18 protein-coding genes are annotated in these 18,582 nt (G+C 74.6%); 13 read left to right on the top strand and 5 right to left on the bottom strand.

The window, feature by feature from the left end; genetic code table 11:
* The first annotated feature begins 81 nt into the window (after window positions 1-81).
* Window positions 82-621: a DUF6328 family protein gene (locus tag AB7J25_RS13800; RefSeq protein WP_428508878.1), complete on the top strand. Its 540-nt coding sequence runs from the start codon at window positions 82-84 to the stop codon at window positions 619-621.
* A gap of 56 nt (window positions 622-677) precedes the next feature.
* Here the strand turns inward: AB7J25_RS13800 and AB7J25_RS13795 are convergent, their stop codons facing one another.
* Both AB7J25_RS13795 and AB7J25_RS13790 read right to left on the bottom strand, forming a co-directional pair.
* Window positions 678-2,342: a phytoene desaturase family protein gene (locus tag AB7J25_RS13795; protein ID WP_428508876.1), complete on the bottom strand. Its 1,665-nt coding sequence runs from the start codon at window positions 2,340-2,342 to the stop codon at window positions 678-680.
* Between the two features lie 16 nt (window positions 2,343-2,358).
* Window positions 2,359-2,928: a sigma-70 family RNA polymerase sigma factor gene (locus AB7J25_RS13790; protein WP_428508874.1), complete on the bottom strand. Its 570-nt coding sequence runs from the start codon at window positions 2,926-2,928 to the stop codon at window positions 2,359-2,361.
* Window positions 2,929-2,992: 64 nt separating this feature from the next.
* On the opposite strand from AB7J25_RS13790, the gene AB7J25_RS13785 reads away from it, so the two are divergent.
* The 5 genes from AB7J25_RS13785 (at window position 2,993) to cobF (ending at window position 7,586) form a co-directional block, all read left to right on the top strand.
* Entirely contained in the window at window positions 2,993-3,835 is an 843-nt protein-coding gene (locus AB7J25_RS13785) for a zf-HC2 domain-containing protein (protein ID WP_428508872.1), read from the top strand.
* A gap of 203 nt (window positions 3,836-4,038) precedes the next feature.
* Window positions 4,039-5,433: an MBL fold metallo-hydrolase gene (locus AB7J25_RS13780; protein ID WP_428508870.1), complete on the top strand. Its 1,395-nt coding sequence runs from the start codon at window positions 4,039-4,041 to the stop codon at window positions 5,431-5,433.
* A gap of 46 nt (window positions 5,434-5,479) precedes the next feature.
* Window positions 5,480-5,959 (top strand): thioredoxin, encoded by a 480-nt coding sequence (gene trxA, locus AB7J25_RS13775; RefSeq protein WP_428508868.1) that lies wholly within the window; start codon window positions 5,480-5,482, stop codon window positions 5,957-5,959.
* Window positions 5,960-6,007: 48 nt separating this feature from the next.
* The gene (locus AB7J25_RS13770) at window positions 6,008-6,790 is read left to right on the top strand and encodes a GntR family transcriptional regulator (protein WP_428508866.1); all 783 of its coding nucleotides are present in this window, start codon (window positions 6,008-6,010) and stop codon (window positions 6,788-6,790) included.
* Entirely contained in the window at window positions 6,783-7,586 is an 804-nt protein-coding gene (gene cobF, locus AB7J25_RS13765) for a precorrin-6A synthase (deacetylating) (RefSeq protein ID WP_428508864.1), read from the top strand. Before AB7J25_RS13770 ends, cobF begins: the two co-directional genes overlap by 8 nt.
* 122 nt (window positions 7,587-7,708) lie before the next feature.
* Here the strand turns inward: cobF and AB7J25_RS13760 are convergent, their stop codons facing one another.
* A complete protein-coding gene (locus AB7J25_RS13760) occupies window positions 7,709-9,226 on the bottom strand; it encodes a class I adenylate-forming enzyme family protein (protein ID WP_428508862.1) in 1,518 nt (505 codons plus the stop codon).
* Between the two features lie 192 nt (window positions 9,227-9,418).
* Here AB7J25_RS13760 and AB7J25_RS13755 point away from each other — a divergent pair, with 192 nt between their 5' ends.
* Together AB7J25_RS13755 and AB7J25_RS13750 are read left to right on the top strand one after the other, a co-directional pair.
* Window positions 9,419-10,297, top strand: a complete 879-nt coding sequence (locus AB7J25_RS13755; RefSeq protein ID WP_428508860.1) for a phytanoyl-CoA dioxygenase family protein — start codon at window positions 9,419-9,421, stop codon at window positions 10,295-10,297.
* Between the two features lie 186 nt (window positions 10,298-10,483).
* Window positions 10,484-11,608 carry a cobalamin-independent methionine synthase II family protein gene (locus tag AB7J25_RS13750; protein WP_428508903.1) on the top strand — a complete coding sequence of 375 codons (1,125 nt, stop codon included), beginning with the start codon at window positions 10,484-10,486 and terminating at the stop codon, window positions 11,606-11,608.
* A 14-nt stretch (window positions 11,609-11,622) separates the two neighbouring features.
* Here the strand turns inward: AB7J25_RS13750 and AB7J25_RS13745 are convergent, their stop codons facing one another.
* Window positions 11,623-13,818, bottom strand: coding sequence for a helix-turn-helix domain-containing protein (locus tag AB7J25_RS13745; protein ID WP_428508858.1), 2,196 nt, complete (start codon window positions 13,816-13,818; stop codon window positions 11,623-11,625).
* A 136-nt stretch (window positions 13,819-13,954) separates the two neighbouring features.
* Between AB7J25_RS13745 and AB7J25_RS13740 the strand changes: the two genes are divergently transcribed.
* From AB7J25_RS13740 to AB7J25_RS13730, 3 genes are all read left to right on the top strand, one after another.
* Window positions 13,955-14,350, top strand: a complete 396-nt coding sequence (locus AB7J25_RS13740) for a nuclear transport factor 2 family protein (RefSeq protein WP_428508856.1) — start codon at window positions 13,955-13,957, stop codon at window positions 14,348-14,350.
* 122 nt (window positions 14,351-14,472) lie between these two features.
* A complete protein-coding gene (locus AB7J25_RS13735; protein WP_428508854.1) occupies window positions 14,473-15,237 on the top strand; it encodes an SDR family NAD(P)-dependent oxidoreductase in 765 nt (254 codons plus the stop codon).
* Window positions 15,238-15,388: 151 nt separating this feature from the next.
* On the top strand, window positions 15,389-16,810 hold the full coding sequence (locus AB7J25_RS13730) for a selenium-binding protein SBP56-related protein (RefSeq protein WP_428508852.1): 1,422 nt from the start codon (window positions 15,389-15,391) through the stop codon (window positions 16,808-16,810).
* Window positions 16,811-16,840: 30 nt separating this feature from the next.
* On the opposite strand, the gene AB7J25_RS13725 is transcribed toward AB7J25_RS13730, so the two are convergent.
* Window positions 16,841-17,323 carry a hypothetical protein gene (locus AB7J25_RS13725; RefSeq protein WP_428508850.1) on the bottom strand — a complete coding sequence of 161 codons (483 nt, stop codon included), beginning with the start codon at window positions 17,321-17,323 and terminating at the stop codon, window positions 16,841-16,843.
* Window positions 17,324-17,510: 187 nt separating this feature from the next.
* On the opposite strand from AB7J25_RS13725, the gene AB7J25_RS13720 reads away from it, so the two are divergent.
* Together AB7J25_RS13720 and AB7J25_RS13715 are read left to right on the top strand one after the other, a co-directional pair.
* Window positions 17,511-18,353, top strand: a complete 843-nt coding sequence (locus AB7J25_RS13720) for an LLM class flavin-dependent oxidoreductase (protein WP_428508848.1) — start codon at window positions 17,511-17,513, stop codon at window positions 18,351-18,353.
* 22 nt (window positions 18,354-18,375) lie between these two features.
* On the top strand, window positions 18,376-18,582 hold the full coding sequence (locus tag AB7J25_RS13715; protein WP_428508846.1) for a hypothetical protein: 207 nt from the start codon (window positions 18,376-18,378) through the stop codon (window positions 18,580-18,582).

Genomic DNA, 18,582 nt, shown 5'->3' with positions numbered 1-18,582 from the left:
GGAGGTGACGCTCCGGCTCGACGTCGCCGACCTGATCACTCCAACGAGTGTGGTCTGGAGCGCGACCGGGTACTCCGCGTCATGTCCAGCCCGATCGCGGGAAGTCCCCCGTGGCAGGCGGACGCCACCGCTCGCCGCTCGGAGACCGATGCGGAGCGTGCCGACCGCAACCTCGCCGAGCTCCTGCAGGAGCTGCGCGTCGCCCAGATCGGCGTGACGATCCTGTTCGCCGGCCTGATCTCGCTCGCGTTCTCGGAGCGGTTCGCCCGCGCGGACCAGTTGCAGCGCTGGACCTACACCATCGCCGTGATCCTGACCGTGGTGAGCGTCGGCCTGCTCATCGCGCCGGCCGCGGCCCATCGCATGACGTTCTCGCTGGGGGTGAAGGCGGAGGTCGTGCGGCTGGGCCACCGGCTCTTCCAGGTCGGCCTCGTCGCGCTCGCGCTCGCCCTCGCCGCCGCCGTCCTGCTGGTCCTGGACGTGACGCTGGGCCGGGGGATGGCGATCGCCGTCGCCGCGCCGGTGCTGGTGCTGCTCGTGCTGCTGTGGTTCGTGCTGCCGCTGCCGGCGCGCCGGGCCGCCCGCGCGGGCGCCGCCCGGGACGCCGGGCCTGGACCATGATCGTCGTAATGGGGACATGAGCTGCGGATATGCAGCTGGTGTCCCGATTTCGGCGATCATGGTCGCGCGGGGGTGTCCCGGAACAGGTGGCGCATCGCGGCGGAGCGCAGCGCCCGGCGCGCGGCCCCGAGCCCCCCGTGCTCGGCGAGCGCCGCACGGGCGGCGAGCTGCCCGCAGACCCCGTGCACCCCGCCGCCGGGATGCGCCGAGGCGCTCGCCAGGAAGAGGTGCGCGACGGGCGTCTCGGCCCGCCCGAGGCCGGGGACCGGCCGGAACAGCAGCTGCTGGTGCAGCTGCGCGGTGCCGCCGTTCACCGCGCCGCCCACGAGGTTCGCGTCGGCCGCCTCCAGCTCGGCGGGCCCGCGGACGGCCTGGTGGCGGATCAGGTCGCCGAAGCCCGGCGCGTGCGCCTCCACGGTGGCGACGATCCGGCGGGCGAGCTCGTCGGCGTCCGCGGCGCCGGTGCGCCCCGGCGGCAGGTGCGAGTACGCCCACGCGCACTCGGTGCCCGCGGGGGAGCGGCCGGGGTCCGTCGTGGTCATCTGGCCGAGCAGCACGAACGGTTCCCGCGGCAGCCGCCCGGTCTCGAGATCGGCCGACCACCGGACGAGGCGGTGCTCGGCACTGTGGTCGGCACTGTGGTCGGCACTGTGGCCGGCACGGTGGTCGTCGCCGTCCGCGCCGCCGCACAGGTGCACCGTCCCGGCGCCGGCGACGCCGGGTGAGCGCCACGGGATCGGGCCGTCCAGTGCCCAGTCGATCTTCACGGTCGGGCCGTCCCACTCGAACCGGCGCAGGTCGTCGCGCAGCCGGGCGGGGACGGCGTCCGGCGGCAGGAGGCGCCCGAACAGCGCGGGCGCCGACACGTCCGCGACGACGGCGCGGCGGGCCCGCACGGTGAGCCCGGTCGCCGTCCGCACCCCGACGGCCCGACCGGCGCGCACGACGACCCGCTCGACGCGCTCGCCGGTGCGGATCTGCGCCCCCGCGGTCTCCGCCCGGCGCCGCAGCGCCGCCGCGAGGCGACCCGCGCCGCCGACCGGAGCGGGGAAGCCGTGGCGCTGGCCGAGCATCGCGAGCAGCCAGCCCAGCGCCCCGCTGACCGGCGCGACCGGCGGGGCGTCGCCGTGCGCGGCGTTGCCGAGCAGCAGCATCCGTGCGGGCTCCCCGTCGAACAGCTCGCGGACCATCCGGGTCGCGGGCAGGGCCGCGAACCGCGCGATCCGCAGCGCCTCGGGGGTGCCGACGCGGCGCAGCAGCCCCGCCGGCCCCCGCACCGGCGGGAACGCCGCGAAGAGCGTCTGCAGCAGCGGCTCCTCGATCCGCTCCCACCTGCGCACGAGCGCGAGCCACGTGTCGCCGTCGCGCGGGTGCATGGCGGCGAGGCCCGCGGCCGTGCGCTCGGGGTCGCGGTGGAGCACGGCGGCGTGCTCGCCCAGCGGGTGGGCGAGCACCACGGGCGCGTGCGCCCAGCGCAGCCCGTGGGCCTGCAGCTCCAGCGCGCGCAGCACCGGTGACGCCACGGCGAGCGGGTGGAAGGAGCTGAACCGGTCCGCGACGAACCCGGGGCACAGAAGCGTCGACCGGACCGCGCCGCCGATCTCGTCCTGCGCCTCCAGCACCAGGACGTCCCACCCGGCGTCGGCGAGGATCGCCGCGGCGACCAGCCCGTGATGCCCGGCACCGACGACGACGGCGTCGACGTCGATACGTGCGGCCATGCCTGCCCGCGCGGGCTCAGCCCTTGGCGGTGCGCGCACCGGCGCGACCGTCGAGCGCCGCGACGAGGTCCTCGCGGGCCCGGGCCACCCGCGACCGGATCGTCCCGATGGGGCAGCCGCAGACCTCGGCGGCCTCGGCGTAGCCCAGCCCCAGCACCTGGGTGAGGACGAACGCCTCCCGCCGCGCCGGGTCCAGCGCGGCGACCAGCGCCCGCAGCGCCACGGCCTCCTCCGCGCCGGACCGGGCCGTGACGGCGGACGCGGTGTGGGCCTCCCAGTCCGCGACGGGGTTGCACCGCGGGCGCCGCCGGGCGGTGCGCACCGCGTCGGCGCAGGTGTGCCGGGCGACCGACAGCAGCCAGCTGCGCGCCCCCGACCGGCCGGTGAACGTGGCGATCGACCGCAGGGCGCGGACGTAGGTCTCCTGGGCGAGGTCCTCGGCGTCGGCGGCCCCGGCGAGGTGGGTGACGAACCGCAGCACGTCGCGCTGGGTGGCCCGGACGAACGCGGCGAGCGCGGTGCGGTCCCCGCGCCCGGCGGCGAGCGCCCACTCGGTGAGCATCGCGTCGTCGGGGCGACCGGCCATGCGGGCAGCGTAACCGCCCGACTCCCGCCGGAACCGCGAGGTGCGCCGCGGCGACCATGAGGGCATGGGTGACGAGCAGCGGGACCGCCCCGAATGTCGCGAGTGCCGGGAGATCGTCTCGGCCCGGCTGGACGGCGAGGCGGGGCCGGAGGAGGTGGGCGGTGCCGACGCGCACCTCGCGCAGTGCCCGCCGTGCCGGGAGTTCGTCGAGCGGGCGGCCCGGATCACCAGGCTCGCGCGGATGGCGCCGGTCGTGCCCGGCCCCGATCTCACGGACGCCGTCGCGGCGGCCCTCGACGCCGCCGGTTCTGCGGCCGGTCCCTCCGCGGGTTCCGCGGCGGCCGCCGCGGGCCCCACCCCCGGCCCCCGCACCAGCGAGGCCCAGGGCGCCGACCGGATGCGGCGGCGGCTCCCGGACCTGGTCCGGCTCGGGCTCGGCGGGGTCGCCGCCGGGCAGGTGGCGCTCGTCGTCAGCGGCGTCGTCGCGGTCGGGCAGGCCCAGCACGGCGGCGGCCAGCTCGCGGGGGCCAGCTCCGCGCACCTGGTCCACGAGAGCTCCGCATGGAACCTCGCGCTGGGAGTCGCGTTCGCCGTCGTCGCGGCGTCGCGCACCCGACCGGCGGGCCTGGTACCGGTGGTCGGCGCGTTCCTCGGCCTGCTCGGGCTGCTCTCGGTGCTCGACGTGCTCTCCAACCGGGTCGATCCGGGACGGCTCGTCGGCCATGTCCCCGTCCTGGCCGGGTTCCTGCTGCTGCTCCTGCTGTGGTGCCTCGACCGGGACGGGCGGGGGGACGCGGCACGCCCCGCAGGCGTGCGCGGCGCGGCGACGGGCGTGCCCGGGGCCCGAGCGCGGCGGCGGGCGCGGCGCCGCCCCGGCGTCGCCCCGGCCGGGCGACGGGTGGCCTGACCGCTCCCCGGGAGGTCTCGGGCACGAGTACGGACTTGATGTCCGGACAATCGGACGCGTTCCACCCGGTCGTGATGCACGGACACAAGGCCGTCGACGTGCAGGATTCCGACCCTGGGAGGTCGGGACCTTCGGCGGGATGGATGTCGTGCTGCTCCGGGTTGAACTGGTCGTCGGGACCGCCGATCGCCCGGGAGGACACCGTGAAGTTCGTGCAGTACTACCTCGACTGCCTGTCGCAGGCCTCCTACCTGGTCGGGGACGAGACGACCGGCCGGGCGGTGGTCGTCGATCCCCGCCGCGACGTCGCCGAGTACCTCGCGGACGCCCGCGCGCACGGGCTCACCATCGTCGGCGTCATCAACACGCACTTCCACGCCGACTTCCTCGCGGGCCACCTGGAACTGGCGGCCGCGACCGGCGCCTGGATCGGGTACGGCACCCGCGCGCAGGCCGAGTACCCGGTCCGCCACCTCGCCGACGGCGAGCGGATCGTCCTCGGCGACCCGGACGACGGTGTCGTCCTGCAGGTCCTGGAGACCCCGGGCCACACCCCGGAGTCGATCAGCGTCCTGGTCCACGAGCACGCGGACGACGCCGTCCCGTACGGCGTGCTGACCGGTGACGCGCTCTTCATCGGCGACGTCGGCCGCCCCGACCTGCTGGCCTCGATCGGGTTCACCGCGGACGAGCTGGGCCGGCTGCTGTACCACTCGATCGCGCGGCTGATGGAGCTGCCCGACGAGGTCCGGGTGTTCCCCGCGCACGGGGCGGGTTCGGCGTGCGGCAAGAACCTGTCGACGCAGCGCTGGTCGACGATCGGCGACCAGCGCCGCACCAACTACGCGTGCCGGCCGATGTCGTGCGAGGAGTTCCTCGCCGTGGTCACCGAGGGCCAGCCGGCCGCGCCGGACTACTTCGTCTACGACGCGGTGCAGAACCGCAAGCAGCACGACGTCCTCGACCCGACGGCGGCGCCGGTCCCGCTCGAGCTGGACGAGGCGCTGGCCCGCCAGGCCGCCGGCGCGGTCGTGGTGGACGCCCGGGAGCCGCAGGAGTTCGCCGCCGGTCACCTGCCGGGCTCGCTGAACGTGCCCGCCGACGGCCGGTTCGCCGAGACCGCGGGCACGGTGGTGCGCCCCGAGCAGGAGGTCGTGGTCGTCGCCCCGCAGGATCGCGAGGAGGAGATCGTGATCCGCCTGGCGCGGATCGGGTTCGACCGGGTCTCGGGGTACCTGCGCGAGCCGGAGGGGGCCTTCCTCGCCGTGCCGGACCGGCTCGCGCGGGCGAGCCGGCTCACCGCACCGGAGCTCGCGGCCGTGCTCGCGGGGCCCGCCGCCCCGGTCGTCGTGGACGTGCGCAACCCCGGCGAGGTGACCGCGGGCCGGATCCCCGAGGCGCTCGCCGTCCCGCTGGCGCAGCTGCCGCACCGGCTCGCGGAGATCCCGCGCGACCGGCCGGTCGTCACCTACTGCGCGGGCGGCTACCGCTCCGGAGTCGCGGCGAGCCTGCTGCGCCGCGAGGGCTTCCGCGATGTGTCCGACCTCCTCGGCGGCTACGCCGCCTGGGCCACCCTCGTCCCCGCGCCCAGCGCCTGACCTCGGCGGTGACGATGACGGGGACGATGACGGGGACGATGGAGTCATGAGCCCGCAACCCACCACGAACCCCGCGACGGACGTGGTCGCGTGCCCGGCGTGCGGCCGGCGCAACCGCGTGCCCCGGGCCGCGGCGGGCACGCCCCGCTGCGGTTCGTGCTCGGCGCCGCTGCCGTGGGTCGTCGCGGCGGACGACGCCGACTTCGCCGAGATCGCCGGAGCCGCCCGGCTACCGGTCCTCGTCGATCTCTGGGCCGACTGGTGCGGCCCGTGCCGGGCCGTCGCGCCGGCCGTGGAGCAGGTCGCGCGCGAGCTGGCCGGCCGGGTCAAGGTCGTGAAGGTCGACGTGGACCGGGCGCCCGGCGTGGCGAACCGGTACGCGGCCCGCAGCATCCCGACCCTGCTCCTGCTGCGCGACGGGCGCGAGATCGGCAGGCAGGTGGGGGCGGTGCCGGCCGCGCAGCTGCGCGCCTGGGTCGGCGGGGTGATCGACGGCCGGCCCGGCGCACCGGGAGGACCGCGCTAGCCTGGCCGGACGACCGGACGGTGGGTACGGACTTCCTGCGGGGTGGTGATGGCGCGCAGCCCCCGGTCGCGGCCGCTGGACCGCGACCACCCGCTCCCGCTGTGGGCACAGCTGCAGGCGGACGTCCTGCGCCGCTTGCGGGCGGGGGCGTTCGAGGACCGCTTCCCCGGTGAGCAGGAGCTCGTCGCGGACTACGGGGTGAGCAGGCACACCGTCCGCGAGGCGCTGCGGCGCCTGCGGGCGGACGGGATCCTCGAGTCGGGCCGCGGGCGCGGGACACGGCTGCGCCGCCCCGGCATCGAGCAGCCGCTCGGCGCGCTCTACTCGCTGTTCCGCTCGGTCGAGGCGCAGGGCGTCGAGCAACGCAGCGTCGTGCGCGTGCTGGACGTGCGGGTGGACGCGGATCTCGCGGCCCGGCTGCACCGGCCCGCTGGCACCGAGCTCGTCCATCTCGAACGGCTGCGCCTTGCGGGCGGCGAGCCGCTCGCCGTCGACCGGGCCTGGCTGCCGCGGTCGGTGGCCGGGCCGCTGCTGGAGGCGGACCTCACCCGCTCCGGGCTCTACGACGAGCTGGCCCGGCTCACCGGCACCCGGCTGACCGGCGGGACCGAGACGATCCGGGCCGTCGTGCCACCCGCGGCGGTCCGGCGCCTGCTCGGCATGCCCGCCGGCATGGCGGCTTTCGAGATCCACCGGTTGGGCTGCCTGCGCAACCGGCCCGTCGAGTGGCGCGAGACGGTGGTCCGGGGCGACCGGTTCACCGTCACGGCGCACTGGTCGGACCGGGAGGGCTACCGGATGGACGTGGCGACGGGGTCCGAGCGTGGCTGACCGCACCGATCCCGGCACCGACCCGCGCCTCGTCCTCGTCATCGGGATCGGCGCAGGCGATCCCCGGCACATCACGGTCGAGGCGATCGAGGCGATGAACCGGGTGGACGTGTTCCTCGCCGTCGACAAGGGCGAGGCGACCAGCGACCTCGCCGGGCTGCGCGCCGAGCTGCTGGCCCGCCACGTCACCCGGCCCTACCGCGTCGCCACGACGCCGGAGCTGCCCCGGGACCGGCGGCCCGCCGACTACCCCGGCACCGTCGCGGACTGGCAGGGCCGCCGCGAGGCCGCCTACGAGGAGCTGCTGGACGCGCTCGCGCCGGGCGAGGTGGGCGGGTTCCTGGTCTGGGGGGATCCGGCGCTCTACGACGGCACGCTGCGCATCCTGCAGCGCATCGGCGAGCGCGCCGTCGCGGCCGGCGGTCGCCCCGTCGAGGTCGTGTCCGTGCCGGGGATCAGCGCCGTGCAGGTGCTCGCGGCCCGCCACCGGCTGATCCTGAACCGGATCGGCGAGCCCGTCCTCATCACCACGGGACGGCGGCTCGCGGAGCGCGGCATGCCCGCCGACGTCCCGGACGTGCTGGTCATGCTCGACGGGGGCGACGCCTTCCTCGGCCTGCCCGACTCCGTCACCGCCGGGCTGGACATCTACTGGGGCGCCTACCTGGGCCTGCCCGACGAGGTGCTGATGAGCGGAGAGCTGCGCACGGTCGGCCCGCAGATCGCCCGGGTCCGCGCGGCGTGTCGGGCGCGCAAGGGCTGGATCATGGACACCTACCTGCTGCGCCGCCGCTGACGGGCCCGCGGTGCGCCGGCTCCCGACCGCACGGCCCAGGTGACCTCGTCCGGGTCGGCCGGAAGATCGCCGGATTCGGGACATGGGGTGCGCCGGTGCACGCCACGTCCCGAATCCGGCGATCATGACCCGGGCCGGCTCCCGCGCAGCTCCCGTTTGAGGATCTTCCCGGCCGCGCTCTTCGGCAGCGCGTCGATGAAGACGATCTCCTTCGGCTTCTTGAACGACGCGAGCCGGTCCCGGCAGTGCGCGATCAGCACCGCGGGGTCCGGCTGCGGCCGGCCCGGCTCGGCGACGACGAAGGCGCACACCGACTCGCCCCAGTCGGGATCGGGCCGGCCGATCACCGCGACCTCGCGGACGTCGGCATGGGTGAGCAGGACCTCCTCCACCTCGCGCGGGTACACGTTGCTCCCGCCCGTGATGATCACGTCCTTGGCGCGGTCGGTGAGGTAGAGGTGGCCGCCCGCGTCCAGGTGGCCCAGGTCGCCGGTGTGCAGCCAGCCGTCGCGCAGGGCGCCGTCGGTCGCCGCGGTGTCCGCCCAGTACCCGCGCATGACGACGTCGCCGCGCACGCACACCTCGCCGTCCACGCCGGTGGCGACCGGCCGCCCGTCCGGGTCGACCACGCGCACCTCGAGGCCGGTGAACGCCCGGCCGCACGACAGCGCCCGGTCCGGGTCGGCGTCGAGCTCGGCCGTCGTCGCGGGCGGCATCACGGTGATCGTCATGGGCGACTCGCCCTGCCCGTAGATCTGGGTGACGACCGGGCCGAACGCCGCGGTCGCCGCGCGCAGGTCGGCCAGGTAGAGCGGGGCCCCGCCGACGACGATGCTGCGTAGCGCGGACAGGTCGTGGCCCGTCGGATCGCCCGCCAGGAGCAGCCGCTTGAGCATGGTCGGCGCGACGAACGCCGCGTGGCTCGCCCGGTGGCGGGCGAGCAGCGCGAGGTAGTCGCCGGGGTCGAAGCTGCGGTGCGTCGAGATCACGTTGTGCGCGGCCCGGCCGACCGCCGGCAGCAGGTACAGGCCGCTGCCGTGGGTGAGCGGTGCCGCGTGCACGAACACGCTGCCGGCCGCGACCTGGTCGATGTCGGCGTAGTAGCGCAGCGTCATGCCGAGCAGGTTGCGGTGCGTCAGCGTCGCGCCCTTGGGCCGCCCCGTCGTGCCGGAGGTGTAAAACAGCCACGCCGGGTCGTCGGGTGCGGTCTCGGCGAGCGCGATCGGCGGGTCCGAGACGTCCGCGAGGTCGGTGCCGGGCCCGCCACCGGCGTGGAAGACGTGCGTGCCGGCCGGCAGGTCCTCGGCGGCGGCCGCGGTCTCGGGCGCCACCAGGATGGCCGCGGCCGCGCAGTGTTCGACGACGTAGGAGACCTCCCGCGGGTGCAGGTGCCAGTTGAGCGGGACCGCGACCAGCCCCGCCCACATCGCCGCGAACAGCGCCTCCACCAGCTCGGGGGTGTTCGGCAGCAGGAGCACCAGCCGGTCGCCCGGCTTCAGGCCCGTCCGGACCAGCCCGGCGGCGAGCCCGGCGACCCGGTCGCCGAACGCGGCGTAGCTCGCCGAACGGTCGCCGAAGGTCCAGGCTGGCCGTCCCGGCTTCCGGATCGCGCCCTGTGCGAGCAACCCTGCGACGTTCATCGGCTCCCGCCTTCCCGCCCTCCGCCTTCCGGCGCAGCGTAATCGCGCCCGGATCCGGCGCACGCCCGCCGGAAAGGCAAATCGACGGCGGCAGGTTTTCCCCCACGTACATGTGCCTTTCCGGACGGCGCTGGTTGCATGGCGGCTGCCGAGCGGCGCCGGTCGTCGGCGCACCGAGCGAAGGAGATCTTCATGAGCACCGCAATCGCCGACATCGGAATCGATTATCCGCGATCCGGACTGATTCGCCCGGTGTCCGACGAGGAGCGGGCCGCCTACGCCCGCGACGGCGCGGCGGTCGTCCGGGGGGTCATCCCGCAGGACTGGGTGGAGTTCATGCGGGAGGCCGTGACCCGGCTGATCGAGGAATCCGACCCCTCGTCGCAGAACTACGCCGACGACGGCGATCCTCGGTTCTTCTCGCTGACATTCCCGTGGATGTTCGACGACGCGTTCAAGGCCTGGGCGATCCACGGCCCACTGGCCGAGGTGGCGCGGCAGGTGCTCACCGACGCCAATAAGATCATCTTCTTCTACGACCAGATCTTCGCGAAGGAGCCGGGAGCCACCAAGGCCACCCCGTGGCACCAGGACCTGCCGTTCCTGCCGGTGAAGGGGGAGCAGCAGGTCCGCATCTGGGTGCCGTTCGACACGGCGACCGCCGATGGCGGCGCCGTCCACTACCTGCGGGGATCGCACCTGTGGGGGAAGATCTACCATCCGATCGGCTTCAAGCCGCTGCCGGAGATCGTCGAGACCTACAAGAACTCGCCCTACGAGGACATGCCCGACTTCGAGGCCGAGTACGACTCCTACGACTGGCTGGTGGCCGAGGCCGAGCCGGGCGACCTGCTGCTGCACGACCCGCGGACGGTGCACGGCTCGCGGGGCAACCGGACCGAGCGCTACCGCCGTGCGATCACCAGTTTCTACGTCGGCGACGGGGCGACCTGGAACCCGCACGCCGCGAACATGTTCCGCAACAAGAACCTGACCGGGCACGTCACCGCGCCCGATCTGGAGGTGGGCGGCTCCATCGAGTGCGACATGTTCCCGCAGGTCTGGCCCTGACCCACGGTCAGGTGTGGCGGCTATCACCCCTGGGCAACCGGACCGCCGCGGTTTTTCCCGAACGGACATGTCGGACGTCCTCGGCCCGGTGGTTCAGTTCATCGTCGGACCACCGGGTGGACGCGTTTGTCGGCGAGGAGGCCAGGAATGCGGGTCGGAAATCAGGAGATCTTGCTCCCTGTGACGATGGTGGGTAAGTACCCGGAGCCGCGATGGTGGAAGGGGCACGCGTTCGCGCGCTACCCCGGCCGGCCCGGGAGAATCGCCTTCGACTCGATCTCCGAGGAGGCCTACCAGGACTGCATCGAATGCATCGTCGGTGACCAGGAACGCGCCGGCCTGGACATCGTCGCCGACGGGCGCGTCTTCGACGGCGAGGACTCCTACGGGCAGCTGCTCTATCACTACATGGAGCGGATGACCGGGATGGAGCTCGACGGCCCCAACATCGGCGTACCGATCTACAGCATGCTCTACGCGCCGACGTGCGTCGGCGAGGTGCGCCGCCGCTACCCGTTCCACCTCGACACGCTCAAGGCGATGCGTCGGGTGACCGACCGGCCCATCAAGGTCTCCTACACGGGGGTCGGCGCGATGACCGCGGCGACGAACGACACCTACTACAACGACATCAAGGCGCTCGGCGCCGCCATCGCCAAGGCGGTCAACGAGGATCTCAAGGCGCTCGCAGGGCTGGGCGTGGACATCATCCAGCTCGACGAGTTCGTCTGGCCCTACGGCATGGGCGACTGGGAGATCGACTGCCTGAACATGGCGGTCAAGGACGTCGACGCGCAGATCTGGCTGCACGTGTGCTGGGGCAACCTGGGCTCGTCGCCGTCCTATCTGCCCTACGAGGGCGACGACGAACACCGCAGCGAGCTCGGCGTGTACGACGTGGCCCGCCGCCCGCGCGGGGCGACCGACGCGACGCAGCGGGCGCGCAACATCTTCCCGAAGGTGTTCGGTGCCGACATCGACGTGCTGAACTACGAGGTCGGCCGGGTCGGGGTGCACGATCTCGCGCCGCTCGCCGAGAACGGCTGGGACAAGCCGTTCGTCGCCGGTGTGGTCGACGTCAAGCAGGTCACCGTGGAGACCGCGGAGGAGATCGCCGAGCGGATCCGCGGCGTGCTGAACTACGTGCCGATCGAGCGCCTCGGGATCATGCCGGACTGCGGCCTGCCCAACCTCAAGCGGTGGATCGCGCAGTGCAAGCTCACCGCGATGGTGGAGGCAGCCGAGATCATCAGGACGGAGTACGCCGCGCAGGCCGCGCAGGTGGCTCCGGAGCCGGTCGCGGTGAGCTGATCGCCGCCGGTTCCTCAGCCGCCCGGCCCTGTCGACACTCCCGGTGCCGACAGGGCCAGGATCTTGCAGGCCAGCTGGATCCGGAACAGGTCCTCCTGGTCGTCGAGGGAGAACCCCGTCAGGTCGCACACGCGCTTGAGCCGGTACGACACGGTGCGGTGGTGGATGCACATCAGCTCCGCGGTGCGTCGCGTGCTGCACCCCGCCGAGATGTAGACGCCGAGGGTGCGGGTCAGCTCGGTGCCGCGCCGGGCGTCGTAGGCGAGCACGGGCCCCAGCTGGCGATGGGCGAAGCCGTCGAGGTCGTCGCGCGAGCTCGGGGAGAGCAGGAACTGCAGCACACCCAGGTCCTCGAAGACCGCGGGCTCGCCCGACTCCGCCACCGCGGAGCGGGCGAGCTGCGCCTGCCGCCAACCCTGTGGGAACCCGGCGACCTCGCCGACGGCGCCGCCGACGCCGATCGCCGCGGTCATCCCCTCGGGCCAGCGGATCGTCGCCAGCGCGGCGCCCAGCCGCCGCGCGTTGTCGAGCGAGTCGCCCGGCCCGCAGGGGACCACCAGGGCGAACGTGTTGGCCCGCCGCGCCAGGACGGCACCGGCCCTGGCCGCGTCCAGCGCCTGGGTGATCAACCTCGCGCAGGTGCCGCGGGCGCGTTCGAGCAGCTCCGGGCTCCACCCGTCGGCCGCAGCACCGCACGCCAGGCCGCGCAGGGTGATCGCCACCACGCGGGCGGGCAGCGCGAAGGCGGCGCCGAGGTGGCGCGCCCGCACCCCGGCCTCCACCGAGTCCGGCAGCCGCCCGTCGAGCAGGTCCCAGACGAACTCGGCCTGCAGCCGTCGGGCGGCGGCGACCGCGGCCTCCTCGCGGGCCAGCAGCAGGGCGCTGACCACCGCCGCCTGGGTGGCGGCGAGCCGGTCGCCCGCCGTCGGCGCTGCCGGGAGCGCCAGGCCCAGCCGCCCGAACGTCACCCCGGCCGCCCGGACCGGGACGACCAGCAGCCACGACCCGTCGTCCTGGCGCAGGCAGAGCGGGGCGCCGTTGTCGTCGAGCTCGCCCGCGTCCGTCGCGGCCCGCTGCACGGCCCGGGTCACCGGGTCCGGCCCCCGCGCCGGGGAACCCAGCACCCGGCCGTCCTCGGTGACGACGACCGCGGTGCCGCCGGTGAGCGTGCCGACCGCGCGCACCAGCGCACCGACGTCCCCGCCCTCCACGGCGACGCGGGTGAGCTCGCCGTAGACCTGCAGGTCGCGCTGTGCGGCCTGGTGGCGTTCCTCCAGGGTGCGGTGGGCCGCCTCCAGCCGGTCCGCGCGGACGCGTTGCGCGTGGTGGCGCTGCGCGTTGTGGATCGCCGCGCCGCACAGCTCGGCGAACCCGGCGAACAGCGCCTCGTCGGCGTCGGTGAAGGGCTGGCGGCGGCGGCGCCAGCCGCACAGCACGCCCGTCAGCGCGCCGTCCCAGACCAGCGGCACGGCGATCGCCGAGCAGGTCCCCTCCACGTCGGACAGTGCCATGAACTCCGGCGCCGAGCGCGGATCGGTCGAGTAGTCGTCGAGACGTTCCGGGCGGCCCGACTCCATCACGCGCCCGGCGAGGCCCTGACCGGTCCGGATCCGCAGCCGGGAGACCTCCTGGCGGGTCGCTCCGATCACCCGCTGCATCTCGACGTAGTCGCCGGAGGCGTCGCAGAGCATCACCCCGGCGATCTCGGCGCGCATCAGCGCCGCGATGCCGTCGGCGACCGAGACCATCACCTCGTCCGGGTCGAGCGAGCCGACCACCCGGCCCGCGAACCCGCGCGCCAGGAGGTCCGGGCGGTGCCCGCCGCCGGCCCAGTCGACCAGCTCACCGACCGCGCGCAGCGCCTCCATGTCGGCGTCGGAGAACGGGACCAGCGCCGACCGGGTCACCACGACGTCGGTGCGCGGGTCCACGGTGACCGCCGCGACCGGCCGTCCGGCGTGCGCGCTCGTCCCCTCCTCGGGCCGGCGCTCCAGGACGCCTGCGAGGTCGCCGCGCACGGCCAGCACCACCGGCTGCCCGTCCTGCCAGCGGACGACCGCGGCGGCGTCCGCCCCGACCAGCGGGCGCACCGCGCGCACGGCGGTCTCCGCGACGGCGGGAAGCCCGCCTGCCGCCGCGGCGGCGAAGTCGTCGATCACCCGCGGCCAGCGCGGCCTGCGTCTCGGCTCGCCCGATCGCGGGGTCGTCACCGTCCTGCCGACGGTCTGCGTCGAGCCGGTCACACGCCCAGTGAACCACCGCGATGTCCGGCGCGACATGCGCGAGTACACGAAAGATCGGCTCCGTCGTTTCCCGCACGCACAAGCCCGGCTCCCGGAGGTCCTGATGTCCGACGATCCCGACCACGCTCTCGGCACCGTCGTGGCGGACTACGTCGCGGCGTGGAACAGCGCCGACGAGTCCGACCGGCGTGCGTTGCTGGAGCGCTCCTTCGCCGCGGACGGCCGCTACCTCGATCCCACCGCGCGGATCGAGGGGCGCGAGGCCCTGGTCGGGCACGCCCGGCGGTTCGCGACGCGGTGGCCCGGCGCGGTGATCGAACGGACCAGCGCCGTCGACGTGCACGGCGACGGCGCGTGCTTCACCTGGCGGGTGTGCGGGCCGGACGGCGTGACCGTGCACGAGGGCATCGACGTGGTGATCGCCGGACCGGACGGGCGGCTGCGTGAGGTGCGCGGGTTCTTCGGCGCCTACCGCAGCCCGTACCCGAGCCCCCGTTGATCGCTGCCGTTGTCTGCCGCACACCAAGGAACGGGCCGCGGTTTTCCCGCCGGGCCATTCACCCGGGAGCGGGCCCGGACCTAGCGTCGATCCCCAAGCGGGCCGAAAGGGCGGTGGTGGGAGTGGTCGACGACGGTGTCGCGGACGGTGACGGGCGGCCGCCGGTTGCGGTGGTGACCGGGGGTGCATCCGGGATCGGCAGGGCTACCTGCGCGCGGCTGCTCGCCGACGGGATGCGCCTCGCGGTGCTGGACCTGGACGGTGACGCGGCCGCAGAGGCGGCCGGGCCGGACGGCCTCGGGCTCGCCGCGGACGTCGCCGAGGAGGCCGACGTGCAGCGCGCGTACGAGGCGGTGTTCGACCGCTTCGGCCGCGTCGACGTCCAGGTGAACAACGCCGGCATCCACGGCGGCCAGGCCGCGACGTTGCTGCACACCACCTCGGTCGAGGACTACGACCGGATCGCCGCGGTGAACAGCCGCGGTGTGTTCCTCTGCAGCAAGGCCGTGATCCCGGCGATGATCCGCCAGGGCGGCGGGCACATCATCACGGTCGCGTCCGTCGCCGCGCAGATCGTGTTCCCCGGCAAGGCCGCCTACAACGCGTCCAAGGGCGCCGCGCTGATGCTGGCCAGGTCGATCGCGGTGGACTACGCGGCGCACGGCATCCGGTCCAACGCCGTGTGCCCCGGCTACACCGAGACACCGATGACGCGGTGGCGGATGGAGATCCCGGAGCTGCGCAAGGAGGTGGAGGCCCGCATCCCGCTGGACCGGGTCGCCCAACCCGACGAGATCGCCGACGCGATCGCGGTGCTGGCGTCCGGCCGGATGCGGTACATGACCGGCCACGCCCTGAACGTCGACGGCGGCTGGACGGCGCTCTGACCGACCCGTGTCCGGTCATCGGCCCGGGATCGTGCCTTGTTCCGGCTGTCCGATGTGACTAGGCTCACGGTGGGAATGTCCGATCATTTGGTGGCACCGTGGCCCCCGCTCCCGGCGGCCGCCGGGCTGCCGGGACCACGAGGAGCCGGCCGTGACCGAACCTGCGCTCGACCCCACCTTCTACCGCTCAGCGGCCGATGCCGCCGCCGCCCCGGCGGAGGAGCTGGCCTACGTCGTCGCGTTCGACCGCTCGGGCGAGCGGCACGACGCGATGACCGTCGTCGACGTCGGGCGGGGCTCGGCCGACTACGGACGGGTCGTCGGCTGGACCGACATGCCCGGGCTGGGCGACGAGCTGCACCACTTCGGCTGGAACGCCTGCTCCAGCGCGCTCAGGCACGAGGGCCACGACATGTCCGGCCTCGCGCGGCGCTACCTGCTGGTGCCGGGCCTGCGCTCGTCGAACATCTACGTCCTGGACACCGCCGACGACCCGCGCTCGCCCCGGCTGGTCAAGACCATCGACGGCAAGGAGCTCTCGGCGAAGGCCGGCTACTCCCGCCCGCACACGCTGCACTGCGGTCCGGACGGGGTGTTCCTCACCTGCCTCGGCGGGCCCGAGGGGGACGAGGACGGTCCCGGCGGCATCGCGCTGCTCGACCACACGACCTTCGACGTCGTCCGGGCCTGGGAGACCGACCGGGGCCCGCAGCACTTCCACTACGACGCGTGGTGGCACCTCAACCAGAACGTGCTGATCTCCAGCGAGTGGGGCAGCCCCTCGATGATCGAGAACGGGCTGGTCCCCGAGCTGCTGCTGGGCGGGAAGTACGGCCACGCCGTGCACTTCTGGGACCTCGAGGAGGGCCGTCACGTCCAGCGGATCGACCTCGGGGCCGAGCACCAGATGGCGCTGGAGGTCCGGCCGTCGCACGACCCCGACGCGACGTGGGGGTTCGTCGGGGTCGTCGTGTCCACCAAGGACCTGACCGGCTCGGTGTGGCGGTGGTTCCGCGAGGGCACCGGGTCGACGGCGGAGTGGAAGATGGAGAAGGTCATCACGATCCCGCCAGAGCCGGCCGACCCGGACCTGCTCCCGCCCCTGCTCAAGGGGTTCGGCGCGGTCCCGCCGGTGATCACCGACATCGACCTGTCGGTCGACGACCGGTTCCTCTACGTCTCCTGCTGGGCCACCGGCGAGATGAAGCAGTTCGACGTGACCGACCCGGCGCACCCGGTGCAGGTCGGCTCCGTCCGGCTCGGCGGCATCGTCGGGCGCACACCGCACCCGGCGCGGCCGGACCTGCCGCTCGCGGGCGGTCCGCAGATGGTCGAGGTGAGCCGCGACGGGCGCCGCGTCTACTTCACCAACTCCCTCTACGGCGCGTGGGACGACCAGTTCTTCCCCGACGGCGTGGGCGCCTGGATGGCAAAGCTCGACGCGGACCCGAACGGCGGGCTCTCGATCGACGAGTCGTTCTTCCCGCACGGCGACGACTTCCGCGGCCTGCGGCCCCACCAGATCCGGCTGCAGGGCGGCGACGCCTCGTCGGACTCCTACTGCTACCGCTGACCCCGCCGTCGGCGGGTCCGTGGAGCCCGCTCAGGCCCGCACCGCCCTGCGGCCCGCCGGGTGGCGCGGGCCGAGGAGGACGACGGGATCGCCGTCCGCAGGGCACGTCCAGCCCCGACCGGCCAGGAAGTCGGCGACGTGCCCGTGCCGGCCGGGGTCGAGCGCGACCCACACCCGGCCCGCGCGGGCCGGGGTGCACACCGCCTCGAGCAGGGATGCGCCGACCCCGCACCGGCGCATCCCCGTCGCGACGGACAGCTCGACCAGCTCCAGGCCACCGGCGAGCCACTCGTCGCAGCGGTCCGGGCCGAGCGTGCGCCCGGCGGCCGTGGGATGGCCGGGTGGGAACGGCGCAGGCGTCGGTACGGCACGGGCGTGCCCGATCCCCACCCCCCGCACCGAGGCCGTGGCCAGCCAGGATCCGGCCACGAACGGCAGGTCCGGCTCACCGGCGAGGGCGATGCCGATGTCGCCGAGCAGGACGATGTCGAGGGGCGGGCGTCGGCTGCTCATCTGGTTATTCTCTCATCTGTTCAGATGTTCATGTACTGCCTCACTCCGGGTCTTCAGCCCGCCTCGGCCGGGCCCGGTCGTGACGGAGTCACCGTCCCGGGTGCCGGTCGCCCCACGCAACCGGCCGGTCACCGCGCGCGCAGGGGACGCGGGAACCACGACGGCCGCGACGACGACGGTGCCCGGTATGAGCACCCCGCTGGGCTACTTCACGCACGTGACCGGCCCCTCCGAGCCGGCCCGTGCGTTCCGCGAGACCGTCGCGCTCGCCGTGGCGGCCGAGGAGCTCGGCTTCTCGTCGTTCTGGGTCGCCCAGCACCACGGCGGAGCCCTCGGTGGGCTGCTGCCGTCGCCGCTCGTCCTGCTCGCCGCCGTCGCGGCGCGGACGTCGGTCATCCGCCTCGGCACGGCCGTCGTCACCGCCGGTCTGGAGGACCCCGTCCGGCTCGCCGAGGACGCAGCGGTGCTGGACGCGCTGAGCGGCGGCCGCCTGGAGCTGGGCGTCGGCGCCGGCGCGGACGCCGACGCGTCGGCCCGGTTCGGTCGCGACCACGCCCGGCGTCACGCCGACTGCGCCGCCGCCGTCGACGCGCTCGTGCGTGAGCTCGTCGCGCCCGGGCTCGCGCGGACCGCGAGGGGGCTGCGGGAGCGGCTGTGGTGGGCGACCGGCTCCGCGGCAGGCGTGGACCGGGCCGCCGCAGCAGGCGCGGGCGTCCTCAGCGGCCGCGAGGGACCGGACGTGGCGGCCGATCTCGCGCGCTACCGGATCCGGGCGGGGCGCACGGCTCGGGTGGCCGCGTGCCGGATCCTCGGCGAGGGCGAGCCCGTCGACCGGCTCGCCGCCCGGTGGCACGACGACCCGGTGCGCGGTGTGTCGACCGAGCTGGTCGTCTCGGTCCAGCCCGCCGAGGCCGGGTTCGACGCCCATCTCGCCGCCCTGCACGAACTGGCGCCGCTCACCCGTTCCGGGCTCCTCGGGGGAGACCGGGAACCTAGGCATGGCGGCGGGCGACCACTGCAGCACATCTGACGGACGACCGGAGGAGTCCCCCATGCGCCACATCGCCACCTTCTGCGGCCAGTGCAGCTGCGGCTGCCCCGAGCTGTACGTCGACGAGGCCGCCGAGCCCCAGCGCCGGGTCGTGATCACCGACGACTTCGGCCAGCGCATCCAGATGAGCCTGGAGCAGCTGGCCGATCTCGTCGCGGATGTCCGCGGCGGGGCGCTCGACGAGCTGCTCGCCGCGCGCGTCGGGTAG

Origin of the sequence: Pseudonocardia sp. (assembly GCF_050246655.1) — a bacterium.
GTDB lineage: Bacteria > Actinomycetota > Actinomycetes > Mycobacteriales > Pseudonocardiaceae > Pseudonocardia.
Note: the sequence above shows the minus strand (reverse complement) of the source record. Positions and strands in the feature narration are given on the sequence as shown.

Coding starts and splice junctions, on each gene's coding strand:
- AB7J25_RS13740 (WP_428508856.1), top strand. CDS start 13,955: ATGTCCGACGATCCCGACCACGCTCTCGGCACCGTCGTGGCGGACTAC.
- AB7J25_RS13755 (WP_428508860.1), top strand. CDS start 9,419: ATGAGCACCGCAATCGCCGACATCGGAATCGATTATCCGCGATCCGGA.
- AB7J25_RS13725 (WP_428508850.1), bottom strand. CDS start 17,323: ATGAGCAGCCGACGCCCGCCCCTCGACATCGTCCTGCTCGGCGACATC.
- AB7J25_RS13790 (WP_428508874.1), bottom strand. CDS start 2,928: ATGGCCGGTCGCCCCGACGACGCGATGCTCACCGAGTGGGCGCTCGCC.
- trxA (WP_428508868.1), top strand. CDS start 5,480: ATGAGCCCGCAACCCACCACGAACCCCGCGACGGACGTGGTCGCGTGC.
- AB7J25_RS13785 (WP_428508872.1), top strand. CDS start 2,993: ATGGGTGACGAGCAGCGGGACCGCCCCGAATGTCGCGAGTGCCGGGAG.
- AB7J25_RS13770 (WP_428508866.1), top strand. CDS start 6,008: ATGGCGCGCAGCCCCCGGTCGCGGCCGCTGGACCGCGACCACCCGCTC.
- AB7J25_RS13750 (WP_428508903.1), top strand. CDS start 10,484: ATGGTGGGTAAGTACCCGGAGCCGCGATGGTGGAAGGGGCACGCGTTC.
- AB7J25_RS13760 (WP_428508862.1), bottom strand. CDS start 9,226: ATGAACGTCGCAGGGTTGCTCGCACAGGGCGCGATCCGGAAGCCGGGA.
- AB7J25_RS13795 (WP_428508876.1), bottom strand. CDS start 2,342: ATGGCCGCACGTATCGACGTCGACGCCGTCGTCGTCGGTGCCGGGCAT.
- AB7J25_RS13800 (WP_428508878.1), top strand. CDS start 82: ATGTCCAGCCCGATCGCGGGAAGTCCCCCGTGGCAGGCGGACGCCACC.
- AB7J25_RS13720 (WP_428508848.1), top strand. CDS start 17,511: ATGAGCACCCCGCTGGGCTACTTCACGCACGTGACCGGCCCCTCCGAG.
- AB7J25_RS13715 (WP_428508846.1), top strand. CDS start 18,376: ATGCGCCACATCGCCACCTTCTGCGGCCAGTGCAGCTGCGGCTGCCCC.